This window comes from Pseudoalteromonas sp. US3C1013 (assembly GCF_048401115.1).
Lineage (GTDB): Bacteria > Pseudomonadota > Gammaproteobacteria > Enterobacterales > Alteromonadaceae > Pseudoalteromonas > Pseudoalteromonas undina.
On record NZ_CP183075.1, the window covers coordinates 1242667 to 1267391 of the forward strand.

The window sequence follows — 24725 nt, forward strand, 5'->3', positions numbered from 1 at the left end:
TTTCCTGCTAAGGTATTCTATTGCCAAGTGAGTGTAAAAAATAATAATGAGGGATAGGTAATTATGCGCCTAAACGGTGTACAAAGACTATTAGAAACGGGGCTCATCGTCAGCACCTTTGCAGCGGTATTTATTTTATGTGCTTTAATTAGTTTTCATCCTGCCGATCCTGCTTGGTCGCAAACGGGTGAGTTTACCAATGTACAAAATATCACAGGTACGGCGGGCGCGTGGGTGGCCGACATTTTACTTCTTACCTTTGGTTGGCTTGCCTATTTTGTGCCAGCGGCCATTCAGCTGCTTGGCTATTTAGTGTTTAAGCAGCCACACCGTATTTTGCAACTCGATTACACCACACTTGGATTACGCATTATTGGCTTTGCGCTGTTTATTACCTCAGCAACCGCTATTAGCAGTATTAATTTTGATGATATTTATAATTTTTCATCCGGTGGGGTGGTGGGCGATGTGATTGCATCGGCGATGATGCCAGCGTTTAATTTTACCGGTACCTCTATTTTACTGCTGTGTTTCTTTTTTGCAGGGTTAACCCTATTAACAGGTGTGTCGTGGGTACAATTTGTTGATTATTTAGGTGACTTAATAGTTAGGTTATACCGCTTTTTGGTCACCTATGCTCGAGGTTGGATGCAGCGCGAGCACATTGCAGGTAAAGTACAAGACGAGCAACCCGATGCCTATTTTGAAGACGACACACGACAACAAGAACCTGAACTTGCTAATAAAACAGCAGACAAACCCAAAGCAATCGATAAACCCGCAACTAAAGTAAACGCGCCGCAAGACGACGAGTTTATGCCGTTTGACGAACTCGACCAAATACTCGATCAAGAAATTAGTTTTAGCGCCATAGACGATGAACCTATGGACACAGAAGCGGCGCTTAATGCGCTGGATCAAAGCCCAGTGGTTGAACCTGAAAAACCAGCTACAACCGTGGTTTCACCAGCAAGACCCATTAACAAGCCAAAATCAGGGTTTCAACCGCCGCCAACTGCCAAAGAGAAGTTTGAGCAATTATTAGAGCAAGAGCCACCTCCGGGGCCATTGCCATCATTGGATTTACTAGACAGACCCGACAAAGCAAAAAATCCAATTTCGCAAGAAGAGCTTGATAGTGTATCGCGCCTTGTAGAAACAAAACTACTCGATTTTAACGTGCAAGCAACCGTGGTTGGAGTTTACCCTGGGCCTGTTGTTACCCGTTTTGAGCTTGATTTAGCACCGGGTATTAAGGTGTCTAAAATTACTGGGCTGTCAAAAGATTTAGCGCGCTCGCTATCGGCAATTAGTGTGCGAGTGGTTGAAGTTATTCCGGGTAAAACCTATATCGGTATTGAGCTGCCTAATAAATACCGTGAAATTGTACGTTTATCAGAAGTGATAAACGCACCTAAGTTTGAGCAAAACCCATCGCCATTAACCATGGTGCTTGGTAAAGATATTGCAGGGCAACCTGTGTGTGCTGACCTAGGTAAAATGCCACATTTATTAGTTGCCGGTACAACCGGTTCAGGTAAGTCAGTGGGCGTTAATGTAATGATATTAAGCTTACTGTATAAATCGGGCCCAGAAGATGTTCGTATGATCATGATTGACCCGAAAATGCTTGAGCTTTCTGTTTACGAAGGTATTCCGCATTTATTGTGTGAAGTTGTAACCGACATGAAAGAAGCCGCTAACGCGCTGCGTTGGTGTGTAGGTGAAATGGAACGCCGCTATAAGCTGATGTCGGCTTTAGGTGTACGTAACTTAAAAGGTTATAACCAAAAAGTAATGGAAGCCAAAGAAGCGGGCTACCCAATAATGGATCCATTATTTAAAGACACCGATGGCATGAAAGACGGCCCAGATGAGCTAGATAAATTACCTAGCATAGTGGTGGTTATTGACGAATTTGCCGACATGATGATGATTGTAGGTAAAAAAGTTGAAGAGCTAATTGCTCGTATTGCGCAAAAAGCGCGTGCTGCGGGTATTCACTTAATTTTGGCAACGCAGCGTCCGTCGGTTGATGTAATAACCGGTTTAATAAAAGCGAATATACCTACACGTATGGCGTTTCAGGTATCAAGTAAAATAGACTCGCGCACCATACTTGATCAACAAGGCGCAGAAAACTTATTAGGCATGGGTGACATGCTTTATTTACCGCCAGGCACCAGTGTGCCAGAGCGTGTGCATGGCGCGTTTGTAGACGACCATGAAGTACATGCTGTAGTAAACGATTGGAAAGCCCGTGCTAAACCAAATTACATAGACGAGATTTTAAATGGCGATGCCACTGAAGATATTTTATTACCAGGGGAAGCCAGTGAAAATGGCGATGAAGAGTCAGATCCGTTATACGACGAAGCGGTTGCCTTTGTAATAGAAACCGGCAAAGTCTCGGTATCATCAGTGCAACGTAAATTACGTGTAGGCTATAACCGTGCTGCACGTTTAGTAGAACAAATGGAAACATCAGGTATCGTGAGTGCACCAGGACACAACGGCGCACGCGATGTATTAGTACCTAATGGAGCAAATTAATGAAAAAATTAAGTAGTTTATTATTAGTATTAGGCAGTTTAGTGGTTATGCCCAGCTTTGCTGACGACAGCCAAGCATTACAAGATAAGTTATCGACCTTAAAAAGCTTTAAAGCACAATTTAAACAAAACGTAACCGACGGTGAAGGCCAACTGGTAATGCAAGGCCAAGGCAATATTGCGCTGCAACAGCCATTGATGATTCGCTGGCAGCAAACTAACCCAGACGACACTTTATTTGTGTCAAACGGCGATAAAACCTATTACTTTGATAGCTTTGCTGAGCAAGTAACCATCATGAAAACCAGCGGTTTAATTGACTCTACACCGTTTATATTGCTCACCTCTAAAGACCCTGCGCAATGGGAAAAGTACAGTGTGCTTGCCACCGACTTAGGCTTTAGCATTACCCCAAATAAAGGCGTAGAAAGCCAAGTAGAGCAGCTTGATATTACTTTTGCTGATAACGAAAAAGGGCTTGCAAAACTGGTAGTTAAAGATAACTCAGGCCAGCTATCTGCGTTTATATTTAGCAATGCACAGGTTAATACTGAGCTTGATAAAACAACTTTTGAATTTACCCCGCCAGCGGGTGTAGAAATAGACGATCAGAGTAACGGTGAGTAATTTAGGTTTTAACTTTGGGCCCGATGTACGTCCACTCGCTGCGCGTATGCGCCCTTTATCGCTTAACGATTACATAGGGCAGCAGCATTTACTAAGTAACGACAAACCGCTGCATCAAGCCATTGTTGCAGGGCGCTGCCATAGTTTAATTTTATGGGGGCCGCCGGGGGTAGGTAAAACTACGCTGGCGCAAATTATTGCCAACCATGCCGACGCTGAACTAATTCAAATGTCGGCAGTAACCGCTGGCGTAAAAGATATTCGCGATAGCGTAACCCAAGCGCGCGATAACTTACAAAGCCGCGGCCAGCGTACTCTAATGTTTGTTGACGAAGTACACCGCTTTAATAAGTCTCAGCAAGATGCGTTTTTACCCCACATTGAAGATGGCACTTTTATATTTGTAGGCGCGACTACCGAAAATCCGTCGTTTGCGCTTAATAACGCGATTTTGTCTCGCGCAAGGGTGTATGTATTAAAATCCTTGCAAGAAAGCGATTTATACACAGTAATAGAGCGCGCGCTCAAACAAGACGAGCAATTAAGCCAAAAACACATTGTGATTGCTGACAACGCTAAACAAGCGCTGTGCCAAGCAAGCGGTGGCGATGCCCGTAAAGTACTTAATTTACTTGAGCAAGCGGTAGATTTAACCACCGAGCAAAAAGGCAAGTACAACGTAGACGAACACGTACTGAGCCAAGTACTGCCCACCCACTTAGCCAAGTATGATAAAGGCGGCGATGAATTTTACGATTTAATTTCGGCGTTTCATAAATCGGTGCGAGGCAGTTCGCCCGATGGTGCGCTTTATTGGTACTGCCGTATTTTAGCCGGTGGCGGCGACCCGCTTTATGTTGCAAGGCGCTTATTAGCAATTGCTACAGAAGACATTGGTAACGCCGATCCACGAGCCATGGAAGTGGCTTTAAACGCATGGGATATTTTTCAGCGTGTTGGCCCAAGCGAAGGTGAGCGCGCCATTGCACAGGCCACCTTATATTTAGCCAGTGCACCTAAAAGTAATGCGGTTTATATGGCGTTTAACCAAGCCAAACAGGACGCTAAAAACGAGCCAAGCTACCCGGTACCAGAGCATTTACGTAATGCCCCCACCAATTTAATGAAAGACTTAGGGTATGGCGCAGAGTATCGTTACGCGCATAACGAAGAAGGCGCATTTGCTGCTGGCGAAAAATACCTACCGCCAGAAATGGATGGCAAACAATACTACCAGCCAAGTGATCGTGGACTTGAGCAAAAAATTAAACAAAAGCTCGATTATTTAAAAGAGCGCGACGCACAAAGCCCAATAAAACGTTATGAGCATGATTAAACTTTACATGATGATAGCCCTTGGCGGAGCGTCAGGAGCCTGTTTACGGTTTTTTATTAGCGAAACCATGCTAAAACTCCTCGGTAGGGGATTCCCTTTTGGCACGTTGACGGTTAATATTCTGGGTTCATTGTTGATGGGCATTTTGTACGGTTTAATCGATAAGCAGGTTATTGCCGTGAGTCCCGCTAAAACCCTCATCGGAATTGGCTTTTTAGGTGCGTTAACCACCTTTTCAACATTCTCAATGGATTCGTTGTTGTTATTACAACAAGGTCACTTTATTAAAATGGCCCTCAATATCATCTTAAACGTGATGGTGTGTATTTTTATGGCTTGGCTGGGCCTTCAGCTAGTAATGCAAAAAGGTTAAAAAACTAACATGTTAGATTCTAAATATTTACGTCAAGATGTCGAACAAACTGCAGCACGTTTAGCCGCACGTGGTTATGAACTAGATGTAGCGGTAGTGACTGAACTTGAAGAAAAACGCAAAACATTACAAGTAAAAACGCAAGAACTTCAAAGTCAACGTAATGCCAGTGCTAAAGCCATTGGTCAAGCAAAAGCAAAAGGCGAAGACGCACAGCCATTGCTAGACGCAGTGGCTAACTTAGGCAGCGAATTAGACGCAGCTAAAGCTGAGCAAGACGAAGTGTTAGAAGCAATTAAACAAATTGCCTTAGCAATTCCAAATTTACCGGACGAGTCGGTACCAGAAGGCGCTGACGAAGACGACAACGTAGAAATTTTAACGTGGGGCACCCCTAAAAAGTACGATTTTGAAGTTAAAGACCACGTTGACGTAGGGCAAGACCTAAACGGCTTAGACTTTGAAATGGGCGTTAAAATTAGTGGCGCGCGTTTTACAGTAATGCGCGGCCAAGTAGCACGTATGCACCGTGCACTTACCCAATACATGCTAGACACCCACACAGACACAAACGGCTACACAGAAATGTATGTACCGTACTTAGTTAATAGCGCAAGCCTTTACGGCACCAGCCAATTACCTAAGTTTGCGGGCGATTTATTCCACACATTAGGCCTAGTGAACGATGATGGCGAGCAACAAGCTGGTTTTAGCCTTATTCCTACAGCAGAAGTACCGCTTACCAACAGCGCCCGTGATGAAATTTACGAAGAAAGCGATTTACCTATTCGCCTAACAGCGCACACACCATGTTTTAGAAGTGAAGCAGGCAGCTACGGTCGCGATACACGTGGTTTAATCCGTCAGCACCAGTTTGATAAAGTAGAACTAGTACAACTTGTAAAACCAGAAGATTCAATGCAAGCACTCGAAGAGCTAACAGGCCATGCTGAGCAAATACTTCAAGCGCTGGAATTACCATACCGTAAAGTAATTTTATGTATGGGCGACATGGGCTTTGGCGCTGCTAAAACATACGATTTAGAAGTATGGTTACCAGCGCAAGACACGTACCGCGAAATCTCATCATGTTCAAACATGGTTGATTTCCAAGCACGCCGTATGCAAGCGCGTTTTCGTCGTGAAGGCGCTAAAAAACCAGAGCTTTTACACACACTGAACGGCTCGGGTTTAGCGGTTGGTCGTACGCTTGTAGCCATACTAGAAAACTACCAACAAGCCGACGGCTCAGTAGTCGTACCAGAAGTGCTTCGTCCATACATGGGTGGACTTGAAGTGATTGGTAAAGCGTAAAATACTAGCTGTCAGTTTTTAGCTATAAGCTTTAGAAAGAAAGCCGCTGTTTTAACGAACAGCGGCTTTTTTTGTGGGTAAAAGGGAAAAGGAGAAAGGCGAAAGTAAAAGTCTAAGTTACGCTACTTGTCAGTAAAAATAATAAACCTGCCTCTATTGTTCTTTGCACAACACTTTTTGTCCAATATTACTGATCTCTACCATTTTGGTGTTTTTCTGCATCCAGTAAATTTAGGTGAGAGGTAACTAATTGTTTACATGTGCTTATTCGCTGGTTACATTAGATTAATTGTAAAATTTAGACATTTTTCGGTTTATAAAACGACAAATGTCGGATACAAAGTTGTTATAAGCACAGGGTATTCTGAGTTTTTTGCCAAATGTTCACCTTTTTAGTGTTTTCTTTTTAAGTATGTGAATAATAGGGAGCTTCTTATTATTTTGCTTAAAAGGAGCATGAAATGGATTTATTTCCAGAACTATTTAAATGCGTTGTGTTGGGATCATTTGGCGGAGGTGCTCTTCGCTGGGCTTATCCCAATCTATCTAAAGAAATAGAGTTACAAAAACATAAAGTGAATTTTAAATTTACAATGCTTGTGTCATGTATATTTGGTTGTGCATTAACAGGATTCTTTTATGCAGGCTTATCTGGAGCTACTGTAAGTTATATCTTTTTAATTGAGCTAGGTGTTGTTTCGTTTTTCTTAACATTTAACAACTTAGATAAGCTTGATAAATTTAAAGCGTAAGTGCTTATAACAAGCCAATTAAGAGGGACTAAAAACAGTTTGCTGCTTCGTTCCTCAACATTTTAGCAAACAATTTTTAGTCCTTTATTGGGACGTTATAAGCCTAATCGATTCAACATCATATGGAGTATTATGAATAAATTTTTAAATTCAATTTCGATTTTTTCTAATGGAATGTCTACAGCTGATTGGATCTGGAAATTGGTAACTATTCTATTAATTGGTGGTAGTGGAACAACTACTGCTTTACTTGCAGCTGACGCTCCATTTTTTAAAGATTTCGGAAAGCTAGGTTGGGTTGTTGTTGGGCTTATATGCGCAACGATTGTCACTCTCATTTTTTACTTAATTAAATCAGCTGAGAGTAAATCTGCACATGCAGAATATACTCGTTCAGTTAGCCAACCTAAAAACCACATAAACCCATTACAAGACAGTTTTAAAGACCAAATTATTCCAATTGAAGAGCTTAGAGTTCCAGGGGTGCAAGTTCATGAAAACAAACACTTCAAAGGTTGCTCGTTTGTCGGTCCTGCTGCAATTGCATTAATGGGAGGGAACTTTGTTAATACTAATTTCAATGAAACAGGTGATTTAATCCCATTACCAGAAAATACATTTCTCACTGGTATTATTGTTTTAAAGAATTGCACTGTTGAAAACTGTACTTTTTATAGAACTACTTTAATGGTTAGTGAGCAACAAGCTAAACATATGGCAGCAGCTGTACAAGGACTAAAAATCGCGGGGAAATAGGCTAATAACTAGCAGTTAAAGCGGGACTGCTGCTCTACCCCCCGTTTTAGTAGACACCTCCTCATAAAACTAATGCAGACACCCACTATCAATTATGTACTTCTAATGGTTTCAAACTAAGTTTTAAACTGTATGAATAGCGAGCAGGGTGCCATGGTAGTTGCAAAAAAGCGGCTTAATTCAAGCCGCTGTTTTCTTCTAAAAGCGCAGCGTCTCTTACCCTTTTTGTGAATAAATATTTTCATTAAAAAGTACTCAGGTAACAATTGAGCGTAATTAGTTAAGTTCTAACTATTTGTTAAATATTAAAATTATCTTTGGATTTTGTTTCTTTATAATTTATTCTACGTACATCATTGGCAGGTTAATAAGTTGGCGTCATATGCCAAAGGATATTTATGAGTACTAAAAGTAGACGATTACGCAAGAAATTGTATTTAGATGAATTTGCTATTCTAGGTTTTGAATTTACTTGTAATTTAAATGCTACTGAAGCGGAATTTGATTTATTACTAGATGAGCTTTTAGAATTCATTAATAAAAGAAAACTTTGTATTGCTGGTGGAGGTGACTGTAAGTCATTTAGTGGTTTTATTTGTTCTGTTCATCGTTATGGTTCGGCGACTAATCAAGATAGAGAAGAAGTTGAGCTTTGGTTAAAGTCTAAAGAAAATATTTCAAATATTGTTGTTAGTCAATTAGTTGATGCAAACTACGGAGTGTAATGATTTATCTAAAGATTATTTGGTTGAAGACCAAAATGAGCAAATATTAACTTCATATATCAGAACTTAAATCTTATTGCGGCTTAATTTAAGCCGCTATTTTGCATATTAAGCACGGCGTGATAAGTAGGGTTGTCTCAAGTAAATTCATCATTTTTGTCGGATGGCGTGGCTTCGCCACTTATCCGACCTACGTTAAAAGGTAGGTTGGTTAAGCCGAAGGCGCCACCCAGCAAAGTTCTACGGTTCTATCGAGCTCAGTCTATAAATTGTACTTAATTTATTCAACTGCTTTTAAGCGTTTTGTTATGGCTTGTAATTTTTCTTCTAGTGTAAAAGACAGGACTAAGGTTTCTTCTACAATTTCTTTCGTTTCATCAACTAATCCTACTAGCTCCGACTCTTGCTCTTCATCCAAACCTAGAGTGATCATTTTTGATTGTATAGCTTGAGATAAATCATTAACGAGTATTTTTACTTGCTTATCTTGCTCTGAGCATAGCTTTTTTATGGTACTAAAATCATCAGCAAGTTGGCTCTTGAGGATGTTTAAAGCTTGTTGACGTATCGTCGCTTTTTCTAATTGCTGTTCAATAAATTCCATTCGGCTTTCTATAATAGTAAGTAAAATAGCAAAATTATCTCGAAGTCGTCCGAGTAAGCCTTCGTCTTTTGCATTTATTCCTTTTACAAGTATTGAGCAAGCAGGCGCGTTAAATAATAAGTTAGAGCTAAATGGCACTATTCGTTTTGCTCTTCTTCCCAGTTCAAGAATTTCTTTTTCCAGTTCAGAAATAGTTTGTTTTGGAAATTGGTGATATTGGTTTGCTACCCTAAACTCTACACAGCAGCTAGCGCCTGCATTGGTAAAGTACTGCTGTACGTTAGCAAATAATGTATCTAAATCGGTTACGTCAAGGTTGTCAGTAAAGAATGAAACTAACTCTCCGAGTTCACTTGCTTGTTGCATTGACGTAAAAGCAGTTGTAGAGGCAACATCGTACATTTCTTTTAGATTATTTCGCTCTGTAATACGCAGTTCAACACGCTTTAACTTTTCGTTAAGTTCCTTAAAGTCTACTGGCTTGGCAATATAATCATCGCCGCCATACCCATATGCTGTGAGTTTGTCTTCACTTGATGTTAAAGCGGATATAAATATAATTTCGCAATCATCGTATTCACCGGATTGTTTTATTTGTTCAACTAAATCATAACCAGTAAGGCCATTACTAAGTAAAATATCCATTAAGACGACTTGTGGCTGGTGCTGTTCCATTAGTGCTAATATTGGCTCGGTTCCATCAGATGAAGCAATATCGTGTTGCTTAGAAAGCGCAATTTCCATGATGTTTCTATTTTGAGGGTTATCGTCAACGGACAATATTTTCACTTTGACTCCTTAATTTCGTTATTGTCGTCCTATCTTAAATGATATTAGTCATGGAAATGGCTACCCGCAAATAATAAATTCATGTACATTTTCATGGAGCACTTAAGTAACACCACATTAAAAGTTTATTATGATAGATACTTTATTCATTTGTTTATAATCCTATAAATGCGCCGAAATCGTCATGAATGTCATTAGTAACACTACAATAATTACTTACTATTAGCTTCGTGGCATAAGAGCCAATCGACGTTTGAACTTCAAGGTCATGAGATTAGATATCATGTGCAAGGGGAAGAGGGAGCGCTGAGTTTATTACTGATCCATGGTTACCCAACCACAAAATGGGATTGGCATAATCAATGGGCTGAGCTCACTCAATAGTTTAAAGTATTTATCCTCGATACGCTGGGTTTCAGCGCATGAGTTTGGCCATTGTATACTTATGTATGTAGGAGGTATTAATTTATCTTGGGGTCATAAAGGTAGTACAAATGTTCTCCTTCAAAATGTTAAAGTATCTTCTCCAGGTTATCCAAATCAAGGAAAGATTGATCTCATGAAGTATTACAATAACACAAAAAATACCGCTAATTTGAAGCAACGCATTACACGCAGTGAAGCGCTTGAAGTTGATATAAAAAGATTAATTTGGAGTTCAGAGGTTCTATGGAAAGATTAAAGGTATTAATTTTTGGATTACTAATAACTTTTGTATTGAGCTCATGTTCAAGTATTTACTGGGCTAGTGTTAAAAACTCTACGGCTGAAGAATTAATGGTTAAAGTGGTGTTTAAAACTGAGTACGGTACTCAGGTAATGGGCATGCCATTAAAAGCAGGTGAAGTAAACGTTTGGCAATATGAACAGTCATCAATTGAATCAAAAATAATGGATAAAAGTTTATCTTCAATTGAGATAAGTGACGGCAGTGGCTGTTACTTAGTTTTTAATAAAGAAGAGATAAAAAAGAAGGTTAAAAATACAACGCGGCAAATCGTAATTTCTCCAGATGATTTTCAAAAAGCCTGCGAGAGGAAAGTTAATTTAAACACACCATAAAAATCTTTTAGTAAAGCTTCCCTAAAGGGTCTGGCTTTAAGTATGAATTTAGCTTGCTGCTACTTTTAGTCTCGTAGGATTTATTTTAAAAGTTAAACATTAAAATAAATCCTACGAGACAATCACCATTCATTTAAGTGAATATTACTTTGGCGTTACCAGCATTAACCTTGCCTCTTTTCCATCCGTTAATATCGCCACATTACCTTCAGCAGTGACAAACACATCTCTGAGTCTACTTGTAGCCTCTGGGAAAATATGCGACTGGGTGTATTCACCATTTGCTAAATTAACGCTGTAGAGCTTTTTATCGACCAATGTAGTAATAAGCACGTGGCGTTGCAGTGAAGGGAAGGCTGCATGCTTAGAGCCATAATATGCCATGCCTGATGGCGCAATTGAGGGAGTCCAATCTACGGTTGGTTTAGCCATGCCTGGGTAGTCTCTAAAGGGCGAAATGCGTGCTTGTGAATAATCGTCGCCGTTAGTAATTACTGGCCAGCCGTAATTGGTGCCAGCCTTTAAATAGTTGAGCTCATCACCGCCTGCGGGGCCGTGTTCGTGGCTAATGATTTGCTTGGTATCGTAATCATAAACCAAGCCTTGCAAGTTACGGTGCCCGAGTGAATAAATGGCATGCGCGGTAGGGGTTTCATGTTTAATAAACGGGTTATCGCTTGGAATAGTGCCATTTAAATTAATTCGTAGCACTTTACCTAATTGGCTGGTTATAACTTGTGCTTGCTCGCGGTAGTCAAAGCCATCACCACTTGAAAACAGTAAGCTATTATCGGGCAGTACAAGCGCCCGGCCAGAGTAATGCTGCGGTGTGCCCTTATCGGTGGCAACTTTATAAATAACTTTTGGTGCTGAAAACTGCTCGCCATCAAACTTAGCTTTGGCAATAACGAGTCTGTTTGCATCAAGCTCACCTTGGGCATAAGTGAATATTATTTCTTTTGATTCACTGTAATTTGGCGAAAGTACTATATCGAGTAAACCGCCTTGCCCTGCAACGTATAAGCCCTCGAAGTTTATTTTAACTCGGCTTTGTTGGTTGTTTTTAATGATGACAACATGGCCATCACGCTCTGTAACTAACCACGTATTGTTTGGGAGCTTAACCATGCTCCATGGTGAATTGAGATCTGTTGCTAAGGTACTAGCAGTATATTGCCGAATTGGTAATTCGGCACTGACGTTACAAGAAAACGTTAAAAGCGAGAGTAGCGTAATACAACGTAGAGATTGTTTACCCTGCAAGCCTTTGCTAGTGTAAGGAAAAAGTTTCATTTTAAGTTGAGATAACCATGCAGTTTTTAACACGTACACTCCCTTCATTTTTAGTTTCTTGGTTACTTACATTCACTCTTGCTAGCTTGTTTCATAGCCAATACGTTGTCAATCAATTAGTTAATGTAGGTGTAGTGGTGGGCTTTAATGATCGTGTTAATTTAACTCTTGAAGATTGGCTTGGCTTGCTACCTACTTACGGCGCTATTATTGCGATTGCACTTGCTATCGCATTTTTTGTGACCTGGTTTATCGCAAAAAAGCTTCAAAATCAGGGGATACAATTATTTGTAACTGCGGGTATTGTAGCGTTTACAACAGCGTTAATTGCTATTGAATCTATTATGAATATTACTATTATTGCGGGTGCAAGAGGCTGGGGGTTTTATGCGCAATTATGTGCAGGTGCAGTAGGGGGTTATGTATTTGCAAAACTCATTAAGGCAAATAAGCAAAAGACAGAGCATCACGGTTTTTAAGTGAGTATTAGTTTGCAATGCAATGCAATGCAATGTAAAAAGCCGCTATTAATACAGCGGCTTTTGTGTGTTCATAAATCACAGAGTAGTATTAAAAAATCAAACTAAAGAGCTTGTAACTACTTAGGCCAAAAATAAGTACTAACACTGGTAAAGTAAGTAGGTTTACCAATACTGAGTTAGTGTATTTACCCATTACTGCTTTTTGATTAACTAACCACACAAGGTAAGTGGTGACTATAGGCAGCAATAAGCCATTGGCAGCTTGGGCAAAAATTATCACCGCGACAGGGTCTAAACCCAGAGAAGCCACCGCCGCACCAAATAATAAAATAACAATGGCAACGCTTTTAAAGCGAACGTTATCCATTTTATTTGACCAACCTAACATGCCACATACGGCGTAAGCGCCCGCAAGAGGAGCAGTTATTGCGCTGGTTAAACCTGCGGCAAATAAACCAATAGCAAAAAAGTAATGGGCGGCATCGCCAAGTAATGGCTCAAGCTGCACCGCCATATTGGCAGCGCTAATTTGCCCTGCATCGGTGCCATAAAATGCCACTGATGCGGTTGATAAAATAGCTAAGGTGATCACCCCACCTAGGGTGATGGACACGCCCGTATCTATATTGGTTTCTTTAATTACTTTTTGTTTGTCACTCTCGCTGTCATGGCGAGCAGCCAGTACCCCTGAGTGTAAAAATAAGTTGTATGGCACTATGGTCGTACCCACTAATGCCAATACGGTGGTAATTGAGCCCTCAGGCATGCTAGGAATAAAACCAGCTAATACGTCACTGAGCGAGGGAGCCGCCATAACAAGCGTAGAGATAAACACTAGGCTCATTAAAATCACTAGTAAAATAAGCGCATTTTCAACAACTTTGTGTTTACCGCTATAAAGTAGTATGGCACTTAAAAATGCAATCAGTGGCGTCCAAAGTTGGGCATTTACCTGAGGGAATATTTCAATTAATCCCATGCTGGCACCGCTTAAATTACCAGCCTCGTAGGCGGCACTGCCAACACCAATGGCGCTGATCACTAAAAATATAGCGAGAGATTTAAATAGGGGAGTTTCGATATGGGCTCTTAGTGCTTGTGCTAAGTCTTGCCCAGTGGCTACGCCTAGGCGCGCCGCCATAGATTGTAATAATATGGTGGCAATTACTGAAAATAGTAATGTCCATATTAGTGCAAAACCAAAGTTTGCACCCGCTACGCTCGCGGTGGTAATAGTCCCTGGTCCAATGAAGGCAGCGGTGACGAGTAGTCCTGGTCCTAATCGCATAGTTTGACCCTAATAGTGCTTTTTATATTGCTATTTAAAGTTACACCTAACGTTTGTTTAACGTGATGCCTGTAATATTGCTGCCACTTATACTAAGTGCCTTGCAGCATTAGCCGCCCCTTGGCTTTGCCTTTTTTGATAACCATATGTTAAAAAAGGTCGCGTAGCATACCAACTTGTATATAAATTTAAAGGGGATAGGTTTCGTTTGCTTAAACTTTAAACGATTTAATTGATTTTAGTTGTTATCAAGCTTTGGCACTCAGCAAAAATCTTATATGATGTTGACAATAGCACACAATATAAACTTTCAAAGGCGACCATTATTAGTGACTGTAATACATCACCTTTAACTGATAACTCAGAACAATCCCCTGAGATGATGATAACCAATTCAACATTAAAAATAGCCACATTTAACCTGTTTAATTATCTTGAGCCACCTAATGCTTATTATGAGTTTGAGCGGATATATACCGCGGAGCAATGGGCAAAAAAACAGCGCTGGATTATTGATTATTTAACCGAGCATCAGCCCGATGTAATTGGCTTTCAGGAAGTGTTTAGCATTGAGTCGCTTAAAGAATTAGTAAAGCAGCAAGGTTATGCGCACTTTGCTGTGGTGGATGAGCCACAGGTAATAGATGATTTTATTTATAAACGCCCCGTTGTGGCAATAGCAGCAAAATACCCCATCGTTGAAGTAGCGAGCGTAAAACACGACTATGAGCTTGCCAGTACTTTAGGTTTAACTGAAGATTTTGCCTTTAGCCGTAGAGTACTTAGAGCCACAATAAGTTTGCCGCATATCGGCAATACCGATTGCTATGTGGTGCATTTTAAATCTAAACGGCCATCAATTGAGATTGATGAAACTAATAAAGAACTAACCGCTGAAAAAAACATTATTGAAATTTTAAAAGCAAATGTAGCGGGTGGCTGGGGCTCAACTATTCAGCGCGGTAGTGAAGCAACATTGCTGATGATAGAAATGATAAGCCGTCGTGAGGCCACGCAACAGCCTATGATACTAATGGGAGATTTTAATAACGACCTAGCTGATGGCGTTTTAAGCCATTTACTAACCAATACACTGCGTTTTGCCCCTGCGTTTGATAGTAAAACCTACCTTGCAAAATATTGTCTTAACGATGCGTGGCAGTTATTTACAAAGTTAAACGATGATTGCGAGCCTGATGAAGTAGCTAATGAGTCAATACAAGGTGTTATCGATAAAGATAATCAAGGCTTAAAACCACTACGAAAAGCAACACATTACTTTGGCGCAAGCAGCTCTGTGCTTGATTATATTTTGCTGTCTTGTGAGTTTGATTCTGGCTATGACGACAGTTTTTTTGAAGTAAGCGATTATCATACTTACGATCGTCATTTAATTAACCCCGAGTTTGAGCGTGACGATTTAAGTACCGATCACGGCGTTGTATGTATCACGCTTAAACTGCGGGAGTAATGATTAACTCACCACTGTTTAGTTAGCAAGCCAAACAGTGGCGAGTCGCTATTTACTGACGAGGATTTATCTCTAAAGGTGACAAGGTAATAGTGGCATTACTGCTGGCCCCTTTATATTCTTGATAGTCTTTGTTTTCAAATAGCGTGTAAAAAACATCAACATAATCATCATTATTGGTAAACCATTCATCAGGCATTGCTTTAAGCAATTCATTAGTAAGTTTAGGAATAATAGTATAGCCCTGTGCTTGTAAATCAGGGATACTTGCCATTACTTGCTCTGATATTTCTAATAATTTCATTGCTAAGGTTTTATAATTAGTGTTGTCATCTTGCTCCATTAAAAGCAAATCGACCGCTTGCCAACGATAACGTTGCCAATGAATTAAAACCTGATTAGGGCTGTAAGTGGTTTGGTCATGATCTAAATAAGGTAAATCAACAATATCTAATATTGGTTCATCTCTGCTAGGATTAATCCCCGTTACGATGGCATAAACTTCTGCCTTTCCTGAAATCCAAGGCTCTTTATCATCCTCTAAATGTATTTTTTTTAGCACACTAGTTTGTAATGGCTGCTCATTACTTAATTGATTTTGTGGGCTAACCATGTTTTTGCTGAACTTGTTAGCAGACAAAATTCCTTTCATTACTGCAATACCCGCATCCTGTACTTTTTGTTGATCTAACTCCACAATAAAAACAGGTTGGGTTGGCATTTGGTCAACGCTCAGATAATGAATGTCACCAAACTGATCGAACGCTTCAATCTCGCTCCATTGGCTATCGTCACCAGCGGGTGCAAATGCGAATAAAGGTTTTTCACCTTGTTGCCAATCAGTAAGCATGGACTCACTTGCCAAACGAACTTGTAACAAGCTTCCTGTATTGTTTGGTAAGCCTTTAAGTTGTTGTAAGGCGCTATTTGCCTGACTTATATTACGCTTTGTATGCCGTTCTACAGTTGATAACTGATCAGCATTTAAAACTAAGTTATATTTATTTAATGATTGTTTTAAATCAGCATCCAACACTGGATAATTAAGCGCTACTTGCTTTGCGAAATTACGCTTAATAGTTGCTACGTTTTTGTATTGAGCTTGCTGTACCAAGTTTTCTGTATTTTCAATATGATCTTGAGCTGAAAAAGCAGGTACTGATATAAAGTTCAATAATGCCGCTGTAGCTAAAGATTTGGTTATTTTATTTTTCATACAAATTCCGCCGTTCCGTTTCTAGTAACACTATAAAACAATAATTAGAATAAATGCTCAAGTTAAATTTATAAAATACGTAATTAGTATTAATGTTGGCTTGCGGTTTGATATACATTACATAAACACCGTAATTTTTATATAAAGCAGGAATCTATTACAAAAAATGTATATTTTATAAAATAATTTATATACATATCAGTGGTTTAAATTTGGCTTAATAGTTGCTGTAACTATTACTCTAATTACAACACAAAGGAAAAAACAATGACCGATATTGCACATTCTGCGTTTGTAGCATTTTATTTATACTTAATTATGATGTTAGTTCAGTGGGCCGTGGCGACGTTTAGTAAGGCTAAACAACCCGGTGCAGTGCCAGGAAAAATAGATAAAGAGCTATCTCATGAGAGTTTTATATTTAGGGCGCATCGTACTTTTCATAACACCCTAGAAAACAGCGCGTTGTTTATAGGAACGGTTTTATTTGCTTTTGTGATGAATTATCACAGCTCGGTATTTGCAATATGTATTTGGGTATATGTGATTGCACGTTTAATTCATATGGCACTGTATTACGCAATTGCCACCGAGAAAAACCCCAGCCCGCGTAGTTACTTCTTTTTAATCAGTGTGATTGCAAACATTGTGATGTTAGTGCTGTTAGGGCTGCGATTAGCTAGTTAAGTAAATGATTAAAGCGAAAAGCAGACAGCCTCTAGCTTTTCGCTTACATATTTTATTGGGCTGGCTTTGTTTTTCGGGTCATAATAAAACACATTAATGAGCCTAATGTCACTAACACAACGCCTTGCCAGAATGCACTGGTGAGCGATACTGATAAGTAAATAGCAGCAAATAGTGTTGATAACACAGGGATAAAGTAAGACAAGGTGCCTAACAACACTAGGTTACCGCCAATTATTGCTTGGTTCCACAGTGCGTAACCTCCACCAATAACCACGCCTGCTAATACTAAGGTAAAGCTAGAATCTAGGCTAAACTCAAAGCTGGGTTCATTACTCAATCCGTAACTTATCCATAAAGAGATTGCCGTGGCTGCAAAAAATACACTAATGGCATTTTTACCCTCGCTAAGTTTTACCGTTACACTGCAATACACAGCCCAAATAAACGCCGCTGCAAACGCCATAGAGTAGGGCAATGGGTTGTCACTTATATTAGCGGTTAATACTTCCACAGATAAACCACTATCACCTGCAATGCACCATGCAACCCCTAAAAACGCAATCAGTATGCTCGGGTAGACTAATACGCTTACTTTAATGCGGTTAACAATAATCGATAATAAAATGGTTAACGCTGGCCAAAGGTAGTTAATAATCGCCATTTCCAACGCTTGCTGGCGACTATTTGCAAAGCCGAGGGATAAAGCTAAACATATTTCGTAAATAACAAATAAGCTGCCACCAAAGACTAAATAGCGTTTTGGATAATTGCTTAGCTTTGGTACACCCATGACTAACATTAAAAAAATCGCACTGACGCTATAAATCAAAGCGGCACCGCCAATTGGGCTAAATAATTCTGATAAATCACGAATAAAGGCAGTTAAACTGCTCCAAAGTAAAATAGCGAGCACTCCATAAAGGGTGTATTTATGTTTGCTTAATAAAGACATGGTGAATTGCCTGATGAATGATAAAAAAGTCAGTCGCGAATGTGACATTATAAAAACAGTGAGGCAATAGGTGGGCTATAAAATTCGACTAAAAGGCTATAAATAGCATTTAAAATCAATAATAAAATTAAATTTTAGTAAACAAGAGCAGGCCAAATGATGACCTACTCTGAGATGGTTTTTTTATTCAATACCAATAAAGCCGCCAGTTTGATGTGCCCACAGTGCAGCGTAAATACCGCCTTGGGCAATTAACTCATCGTGACTGCCTTGCTCTACAACACCACCTTCATCAAGCACAATAAGCCTGTCCATTTGTGCAATGGTTGATAATCGGTGTGCAATAGCAATAACCGTTTTTCCTGTCATTAAATCATCTAAGCTTGCTTGAATAGCTGCTTCTACCTCTGAGTCTAAAGCGCTGGTGGCTTCATCAAGTATAAGAATAGGCGCGTTTTTAAGTAACACCCGAGCAATAGCAATCCGCTGGCGTTGCCCGCCCGAGAGGGTTACTCCTCGTTCGCCCACTTGAGCCTCAAAACCTTTATTGCCTTTGCTGTCTTCTAAATCGTTTATAAAATCGAGCGCTTTGGCTTGTTTGGTCGCATCGAGCATTTCCGCTTCTGTGGCATCGGGTCTGCCGTATAAAATGTTATCTTTTACTGAGCGATGTAGTAGGGATGTATCTTGGGTAACCATAGCAATATAACGGCGAAGGCTTTCTTGGCTTACATCAGTTATATTTTGGCCATCAATACTAATACAGCCTTTGTCTGTATCGTAAAAACGTAGCAACAAGTTAACTAATGTGGATTTACCCGCGCCAGAGCGACCCACTAAGCCAATTTTTTCGCCCGGTTTAATATTTAAGTTTAAACCGTTAATTACTGGACCTCGGTTATTTTCATTAGCGGCTTTACCATAATTAAAGTGTACATTGTTAAAGTCGATTGCCCCTTGAGTTACTTTTAAACTATCGGCTTTTGGCTTGTCATCAACCGCAATCGGGTTTGAAAGGGTGCGCATGCCATCGGCTACGGTACCAATGTTTTCAAATAAGCTGCTAATTTCCCACATGATCCATTGGGCCATACCATTAAGCCTTAACGACAAACTCAATGCTACTGCAATAGCCCCCGCACTAATGGCACTTAACGACCATAAATACAAAGACACCGCTGCCACCGAAAATACCAGTAAATAGTTCAAGCTTTGAATAACCACGTTAAGGCTGGTTACCAAACGCATTTGTTTATATACAGGCTGTAAAAATACATCCATGCTTTGTTTAGCATATTGCTCTTCGCGTTGGGTGTAAGAAAACAGCTTAATGGTTGAAATATTGGTGTAGCTGTCAACAATACGGCCAGTCATTTCTGAGCGTGCATCAGCTTGTGAGCTAGCAATGCTTTTTAACCGTGGTACAAAGTAAATTTGCACGCAAATATATAATGCTAACCACACTAATAACGGCAGCATTAAGCGCCAATCTGAGGCGGCTACTAAAAACACCATTGAGCCAAAATAAACGGCAATGTACATCAATACGTCAAGTAATTTAGTGACTGACTCACGCACTGCCAATGAGGTTTGCAGCACTTTAGTAGCTATTCTTCCGGCAAATTCATTTTGATAAAAGCTAACACTTTGGCGTAATAAATAACGGTGCGCTAACCAACGTATCGACATCGGATAGTTGCCCAACAGTGCTTGGTGTAAAATAGCCGACCTGAAAAAGACTACCATGGGCATCACGACCAAGAGCATTAACCCCATCTTTATTAATTCGGATTGTTGCTGTGAAAATAGCTCGTTAGGGGTGTACTCGCCGAGCCAGTCAACCAGTTGTCCCATGTAACTAAATAAAGACACTTCTAAAATAGCTAATAATGCGGCACTGAGCGACATAAGCACTAACGACAGTTCCATGCCTTTGGTGTAATGGCGGCAAAAGGCAAATAAGGTATTAGGAGGCTGAGATGGAGAACACTCCGGGAACGGTTTAGTCATCCGTTCAAATAATCGATACATATTAGAAGCTTATTAAGTATTTATAGAGGTATCCCACTATACCATTGTAAAGCACAAAGGCGCAGTGGGAATGAGGTATTTAGCTGTTATCTTAAGTTAAGTTAACGATTTACAGTTTTGTATGACCGGTTTTATTTTTTACCAGCCAGTAAGATATACCTAAGGCTAAAGTCACTAATGCAAGGCCAATAATTTGCTCTGAGGTCACTAATTTTAAATCTAAAACAATAATTTTACGCGCCACAGCCATTAGTGCGGTGGCAATGACCAGCTCAACCGGCAGTGAACTTGAGCCTAAATATAAACGAATATTGGTAAATATTTCTACCGCAATAAGCACCACCATAAAAGCACCAAAGGTTTGCAGAATGTCTTCAATGTTTAATAAAAAGTAAGGGGGAGAGCTCAATCGCATATATAAAACATATACTACATCAGCAATACTCCAAAAAATAACTAGCACCATGAGCACCGCTAATATTTTAATAGCAAAGCGAATCGCGTGATGTAAATACTGCATAAGCGGGTCAACATGATCCTCAGGTAATTCTTCGTGTTTCTTCATATTTTTACAGCACCTTATTATTTTTAAACTGGGTATATAAAATGATAGCTGATTATCGTGTTTCTCTCTTTAATATACGTACAAAACAGCATAAGTGATTATTTTTATTAAACTAGAAACTGAGCAAGCGATAGCTAAACTAAGCGTGTTAATTAAATGTAATTTAACCTGAGGTTTTTAACGTCTATCTCAAATGCATTGCTGTATACCTGCAGAGCTGTCATTTTAAAAACATCAACAATAAGGATTAAACTGCTATGTCAATTTCACCTTTAAAGTTAGTTACTCGGATTATTAAGTATAGTGCGGTTGCATCTGTTTGTAGCGCGTCATTTTATAGTGTGGCTGCACAAACCACACAACAAGCATCATTGCACAATATTGCAGATCAAATTTCAGCGCAGCGTATTGGAGATGATATTCAAACGTTAGTGGATTTTGGTACCCGCCATACTTTATCTGAAACTAAATCGGATACCCGTGGTATTGGCGCGGCAAGACGCTGGATAAAAAAAGAATTTGAAGCAATTTCGGCACAGTGTGGTGGCTGTTTAGAGATACTAGAAGTAAAACAAACCATCTCGGGTGAAAAGCGCATTCCTGACCCTGTGGAAGTGGTTAACATAATTGCGATTCAGCGCGGTAACACCGATCCTAATCGTATGGTGATAATGTCGGGAGATATAGACTCACGCGTTAGTGATGTTATGGATTTTACTAGCGATTCACCTGGGGCAAACGATAATGCATCAGGGGTTGCCGGTGTGATTGAAGCGGCACGGGTGTTATCGCAATATACATTTAATGGCTCAGTGGTATATGCAGCACTCTCAGGTGAAGAGCAAGGTTTATTTGGCGGTAAAATTTTAACTGCTTACGCACAAAAAAATAATTGGCAGGTTCATGGTGTTTTAAATAACGACATGATTGGTAACATCACCGGCATTAATGGCGTCACAGATAACACTACTGCACGTATTTTTTCTGAAGGTACGCGTGTAGTTGAAACTAAAGAACAAGCCCGTACTCGTCGTTTTACTGGCGGCGAAGTTGACTCAGCGAGCCGTAATTTAGCGCGTTACATAGACACCATTGCTGATAAATACATTGAGAACTTAGATACCATGCTGGTATATAGGCTCGACCGTTTTGCACGAGGCGGGCATCATCGTCCGTTTAATGATGCGGGTTTTGCGGCTGTGCGTATTATGGAAACCAACGAGCATTATGATCGCCAACATCAAGACCTGCGCACCGAAAATGGGGTAGTGTACGGTGATACTATTGATGGGGTGGATTTTGATTACGCCGCAAAACTTACCTCATTAAATGCGGTAAGCCTTGCGTCAATGGCGTGGGCCCCTGCGCCACCAAAAGAGGTGAAAATTAGTGGTGCCGTACGCGCCAGTACCACACTTTCTTGGCAGCCAACAGAGGATAAAAATGTAGCAGGCTATCGTATATACTGGCGCTATACTAGTGAACCACAATGGCAATACAGTCAATGGGTTGATAAGGCCAGTGAATTTACCCTAAAAAATGTGGTTATTGATAATTACTATTTTGGAGTTGCTAGCGTGAATAAACAGGGTATTGAGTCGCCAGTGGTATTCCCAGGTGCTGTGGGTTCGTTTGATCACAACATAAAGTAAGTGTACTTTGCTTAAAAACCCAGCAAACAGCTGCGAATAAGGTGTTAAGCACGCTATTTATGCTTGCGCCTTATTTGTTATGCCCTTAAAGTGTAAACAAAGAAGTAAAAAGGTTATTAAAATGCAGCAACAAGAACAAAAACCATTAACACCAGAGCAGCAAGCTGAACTTCAGCAACAAGAAATTCAATGGCAGCGCGAATGTTTTCAAAATGCGCAAAAACATTTAGCTGAAAAAGGCATTATGCCTAAAACCTTGCTTGAAAAAGAAAGCCGTTTTTTAGCGCCTTTATGCGCGCTTTGGAAATTTAAAGCGCAAAACGGTAAAAGCTACTGGGTGATCACCGGTCGTTTACCAACTGATCACGCTGAAGCGTCTGCAGCAAAAGATGCACGTGATGCCATGCGTTATTTTTCATTGCAGTGGCAGTTAAAAGCCGACCAAATTATTACAGCGGGTGCACGAGATAAAACCCAAGCCGACTTTGCAAACTTACTTATAAACCGTGCTCATGGCTTATATGAAATGCATGAAAATGAGCAGCTTTGGGCAAAAGAACCAGCTTAAAATAAGCGTAATTACCTTTTAAAAAAACCTAACTTAGTTACCTAAGTTAGGTTTTTTTTCAGCTATGCCGTCAAAAGAATATTAATACGCGCTATCTACTCGCACCGTGTTATTGGTTAAGTAGATCAGGCGAACATGATCCCCTTGGTGAAAACGCATAGCGGGATCGTTGTCTTGTACCACCATAAATTGCTCACCACTTTCTACTTGTATCAGTAATTCAACGAGCTGTGTGTTTTCATAGCGCTGTGTTTGCTGCTGATTATGAGCAACGTTACCACCAATCACCGATCCTAAAATAGTCGCTACAGTACGACCACTGCCGCCGCCAAACTGGTTACCAATAACACCGCCTAGTAAGGCACCGCCAAAGGTTTTCCAGCCGTTACTTTTGTCTTGTACTAGTTGTTGCTCAGTAATAGTGCGCACCGACTTTACTTTACCAAATAGTACTTGCTGTACAGGAACAGCTTTATTTCGTTCGTACTTGGCAAACGTTGGGGCACTTACTACTAATAAAGCGCATAAAATTAAGCTAAGCGTTTTGATAATTCGCTCCTGTTATTACCAACCAAACGTTGATTTTTCACGCGTCTTACGAATTTCAGTTTCGTCAGCCCATTCAACAAGGCCGCTTTGCATATCCATTAAACGCATTGTAAATTTGTAGTACACATCGGCTTTATCGGCATTAGATTTAACAATGCTTGATAGGTTACCGTACAGCATATATTGCGCACCAATTTGCTTACCAAAAGCCACCGCAGTACTTGGGTTGACTAAGGCGTCTTCGTTTTGAAATGTAATTTGCTCACGAACCGCCTCTACACGGGTCATATCAACAAATCTAAATTTGCCGCTACGCAGTAATTGAGTAGAGATAGAGTCGGTGATTGATTCTGTATCTATGTGTTCACTGGTTTTATTTTTAATACGCTCTACAAATACCACAGGGCGTGTATTGGCGGTCATAGTCCCAACCACAGGCGAACTAAGCAGAGAGTCGGTCATTTGCGAGGCAACTTTTTGTAAGTCAGTAGAGCCAAAGTTTATATCTGTGGTTTCTACGGCTTGGGCATCACCATAGCTGACAACAGCTTTGTTGGCACAGCCTGCAAGTGTCAGTGCCGCTAAGCCTAAAATTGCATAACTAGACAGTGATTTAAATTGTTTATTGATCATCATGATTTCCTTTAATCTTTAAATTCTTGTGCGTCGGTTGAAACTTCTCTTACAGCTAATGAGAAGGTAACGGCATTAGAGCTAGGTGCTAGCCCTGCAAGCTGAGTTTTAGCAAAGCCAAATAATGTTAGGGCTTGCCACGGTGAGTGGTTGCCTTTAATAACAAAGCCATCTTTATCAAACCAGTTAAATTGATACTGTAAGTATTGCGATTTTTTATAGGTACTCGCTAAAGTAACTACCACGTCGGTAAGGTTATTTGTTTGACGCGTTTTAACATCACTTATTAAAAGCTTTTTAGCTAATTGTGGATTATTTACATTGAGCTGCTCTTTGTAAGCGTTGGCAGTTTGCTCAACCCCAATACCTGAGGTTACAGGTCGGCTGCTACATGCGCTAAGCATAAACAGCGCAATAACGGGAAGTATGTATTTCATGATGGCTC

At 40.2% G+C, this 24725-nt stretch carries 25 protein-coding genes; 15 read left to right on the forward strand and 10 right to left on the reverse strand.

Annotated elements, in window-relative coordinates:
* Nucleotides 1–63 precede the first annotated feature (63 nt).
* The 8 genes from ACNSN2_RS05745 to ACNSN2_RS05780 all read left to right on the forward strand — a co-directional run bounded on the left by ACNSN2_RS05745 (nucleotide 64) and on the right by ACNSN2_RS05780 (nucleotide 8435).
* The gene (locus tag ACNSN2_RS05745; RefSeq protein ID WP_418608747.1) at nucleotides 64–2553 is read left to right on the forward strand and encodes a DNA translocase FtsK 4TM domain-containing protein; all 2490 of its coding nucleotides are present in this window, start codon (nucleotides 64–66) and stop codon (nucleotides 2551–2553) included.
* Nucleotides 2553–3179 carry an outer membrane lipoprotein chaperone LolA gene (gene lolA / locus ACNSN2_RS05750; RefSeq protein ID WP_418608748.1) on the forward strand — a complete coding sequence of 209 codons (627 nt, stop codon included), beginning with the start codon at nucleotides 2553–2555 and terminating at the stop codon, nucleotides 3177–3179. The genes ACNSN2_RS05745 and lolA overlap by 1 nt, the downstream gene beginning before the upstream one ends.
* Complete coding sequence (locus ACNSN2_RS05755) at nucleotides 3172–4515, forward strand: replication-associated recombination protein A (protein WP_418608749.1); 1344 nt, start codon at nucleotides 3172–3174, stop codon at nucleotides 4513–4515. Before lolA ends, ACNSN2_RS05755 begins: the two co-directional genes overlap by 8 nt.
* A complete protein-coding gene (gene crcB, locus ACNSN2_RS05760) occupies nucleotides 4508–4888 on the forward strand; it encodes a fluoride efflux transporter CrcB (protein WP_010389726.1) in 381 nt (126 codons plus the stop codon). Before ACNSN2_RS05755 ends, crcB begins: the two co-directional genes overlap by 8 nt.
* Before the next feature lie 9 nt (nucleotides 4889–4897).
* Nucleotides 4898–6202 carry a serine--tRNA ligase gene (gene serS, locus ACNSN2_RS05765; protein ID WP_008110064.1) on the forward strand — a complete coding sequence of 435 codons (1305 nt, stop codon included), beginning with the start codon at nucleotides 4898–4900 and terminating at the stop codon, nucleotides 6200–6202.
* Between the two features lie 461 nt (nucleotides 6203–6663).
* Nucleotides 6664–6954, forward strand: coding sequence for a hypothetical protein (locus tag ACNSN2_RS05770; protein WP_418608750.1), 291 nt, complete (start codon nucleotides 6664–6666; stop codon nucleotides 6952–6954).
* A 132-nt stretch (nucleotides 6955–7086) separates the two neighbouring features.
* Nucleotides 7087–7710: a hypothetical protein gene (locus ACNSN2_RS05775; RefSeq protein ID WP_418608751.1), complete on the forward strand. Its 624-nt coding sequence runs from the start codon at nucleotides 7087–7089 to the stop codon at nucleotides 7708–7710.
* A 398-nt stretch (nucleotides 7711–8108) separates the two neighbouring features.
* Nucleotides 8109–8435, forward strand: coding sequence for a YggL family protein (locus ACNSN2_RS05780; protein WP_418608752.1), 327 nt, complete (start codon nucleotides 8109–8111; stop codon nucleotides 8433–8435).
* 280 nt (nucleotides 8436–8715) lie between these two features.
* Here ACNSN2_RS05780 and ACNSN2_RS05785 read toward each other — a convergent pair whose 3' ends face one another.
* Nucleotides 8716–9828, reverse strand: coding sequence for a response regulator (locus ACNSN2_RS05785; RefSeq protein ID WP_418608753.1), 1113 nt, complete (start codon nucleotides 9826–9828; stop codon nucleotides 8716–8718).
* Between the two features lie 559 nt (nucleotides 9829–10387).
* On the opposite strand from ACNSN2_RS05785, the gene ACNSN2_RS05790 reads away from it, so the two are divergent.
* The gene (locus ACNSN2_RS05790; protein ID WP_418608754.1) at nucleotides 10388–10510 is read left to right on the forward strand and encodes a hypothetical protein; all 123 of its coding nucleotides are present in this window, start codon (nucleotides 10388–10390) and stop codon (nucleotides 10508–10510) included.
* Entirely contained in the window at nucleotides 10498–10890 is a 393-nt protein-coding gene (locus ACNSN2_RS05795; RefSeq protein ID WP_055011852.1) for a hypothetical protein, read from the forward strand. The genes ACNSN2_RS05790 and ACNSN2_RS05795 overlap by 13 nt, the downstream gene beginning before the upstream one ends.
* A gap of 144 nt (nucleotides 10891–11034) precedes the next feature.
* Here ACNSN2_RS05795 and ACNSN2_RS05800 read toward each other — a convergent pair whose 3' ends face one another.
* Nucleotides 11035–12216, reverse strand: coding sequence for a PQQ-dependent sugar dehydrogenase (locus ACNSN2_RS05800; RefSeq protein ID WP_418608755.1), 1182 nt, complete (start codon nucleotides 12214–12216; stop codon nucleotides 11035–11037).
* Between ACNSN2_RS05800 and ACNSN2_RS05805 the strand changes: the two genes are divergently transcribed.
* Nucleotides 12201–12662 carry a hypothetical protein gene (locus ACNSN2_RS05805; RefSeq protein ID WP_418608756.1) on the forward strand — a complete coding sequence of 154 codons (462 nt, stop codon included), beginning with the start codon at nucleotides 12201–12203 and terminating at the stop codon, nucleotides 12660–12662. The two genes, ACNSN2_RS05800 and ACNSN2_RS05805, sit on opposite strands and share 16 nt — an antisense overlap.
* A gap of 91 nt (nucleotides 12663–12753) precedes the next feature.
* Here the strand turns inward: ACNSN2_RS05805 and ACNSN2_RS05810 are convergent, their stop codons facing one another.
* Entirely contained in the window at nucleotides 12754–13953 is a 1200-nt protein-coding gene (locus ACNSN2_RS05810; RefSeq protein ID WP_418608757.1) for an Nramp family divalent metal transporter, read from the reverse strand.
* 421 nt (nucleotides 13954–14374) lie between these two features.
* Between ACNSN2_RS05810 and ACNSN2_RS05815 the strand changes: the two genes are divergently transcribed.
* Nucleotides 14375–15424 carry an endonuclease/exonuclease/phosphatase family protein gene (locus ACNSN2_RS05815; protein ID WP_418609045.1) on the forward strand — a complete coding sequence of 350 codons (1050 nt, stop codon included), beginning with the start codon at nucleotides 14375–14377 and terminating at the stop codon, nucleotides 15422–15424.
* Between the two features lie 52 nt (nucleotides 15425–15476).
* On the opposite strand, the gene ACNSN2_RS05820 is transcribed toward ACNSN2_RS05815, so the two are convergent.
* Nucleotides 15477–16640, reverse strand: coding sequence for a DUF3103 family protein (locus tag ACNSN2_RS05820; RefSeq protein WP_418608758.1), 1164 nt, complete (start codon nucleotides 16638–16640; stop codon nucleotides 15477–15479).
* 267 nt (nucleotides 16641–16907) lie between these two features.
* Between ACNSN2_RS05820 and ACNSN2_RS05825 the strand changes: the two genes are divergently transcribed.
* Nucleotides 16908–17327, forward strand: a complete 420-nt coding sequence (locus ACNSN2_RS05825; protein ID WP_010389742.1) for an MAPEG family protein — start codon at nucleotides 16908–16910, stop codon at nucleotides 17325–17327.
* A 52-nt stretch (nucleotides 17328–17379) separates the two neighbouring features.
* Here ACNSN2_RS05825 and yddG read toward each other — a convergent pair whose 3' ends face one another.
* From yddG to ACNSN2_RS05840, 3 genes are all read right to left on the reverse strand, one after another.
* On the reverse strand, nucleotides 17380–18282 hold the full coding sequence (gene yddG / locus ACNSN2_RS05830; RefSeq protein WP_418608759.1) for an aromatic amino acid DMT transporter YddG: 903 nt from the start codon (nucleotides 18280–18282) through the stop codon (nucleotides 17380–17382).
* A 183-nt stretch (nucleotides 18283–18465) separates the two neighbouring features.
* Entirely contained in the window at nucleotides 18466–20313 is a 1848-nt protein-coding gene (locus ACNSN2_RS05835; RefSeq protein ID WP_418608760.1) for an ABC transporter ATP-binding protein, read from the reverse strand.
* Between the two features lie 109 nt (nucleotides 20314–20422).
* Complete coding sequence (locus ACNSN2_RS05840; RefSeq protein ID WP_008110035.1) at nucleotides 20423–20878, reverse strand: phosphate-starvation-inducible PsiE family protein; 456 nt, start codon at nucleotides 20876–20878, stop codon at nucleotides 20423–20425.
* Nucleotides 20879–21135: 257 nt separating this feature from the next.
* Between ACNSN2_RS05840 and ACNSN2_RS05845 the strand changes: the two genes are divergently transcribed.
* Nucleotides 21136–22530 carry a M28 family peptidase gene (locus ACNSN2_RS05845; RefSeq protein WP_418608761.1) on the forward strand — a complete coding sequence of 465 codons (1395 nt, stop codon included), beginning with the start codon at nucleotides 21136–21138 and terminating at the stop codon, nucleotides 22528–22530.
* A 121-nt stretch (nucleotides 22531–22651) separates the two neighbouring features.
* Entirely contained in the window at nucleotides 22652–23098 is a 447-nt protein-coding gene (locus ACNSN2_RS05850; protein ID WP_008110031.1) for a DUF4826 family protein, read from the forward strand.
* An 81-nt stretch (nucleotides 23099–23179) separates the two neighbouring features.
* Here the strand turns inward: ACNSN2_RS05850 and ACNSN2_RS05855 are convergent, their stop codons facing one another.
* Genes ACNSN2_RS05855 through ACNSN2_RS05865 form a run of 3 tightly spaced genes read right to left on the reverse strand, consistent with a single transcriptional unit; the run spans nucleotide 23180 to nucleotide 24717 of the window.
* Nucleotides 23180–23647 (reverse strand): glycine zipper 2TM domain-containing protein, encoded by a 468-nt coding sequence (locus tag ACNSN2_RS05855; RefSeq protein ID WP_418609047.1) that lies wholly within the window; start codon nucleotides 23645–23647, stop codon nucleotides 23180–23182.
* A gap of 15 nt (nucleotides 23648–23662) precedes the next feature.
* Nucleotides 23663–24280: a penicillin-binding protein activator LpoB gene (gene lpoB / locus ACNSN2_RS05860; protein WP_010389748.1), complete on the reverse strand. Its 618-nt coding sequence runs from the start codon at nucleotides 24278–24280 to the stop codon at nucleotides 23663–23665.
* 11 nt (nucleotides 24281–24291) lie between these two features.
* Nucleotides 24292–24717: a YcfL family protein gene (locus ACNSN2_RS05865; protein WP_138604884.1), complete on the reverse strand. Its 426-nt coding sequence runs from the start codon at nucleotides 24715–24717 to the stop codon at nucleotides 24292–24294.
* Between the last annotated feature and the right edge of the window lie 8 nt (nucleotides 24718–24725).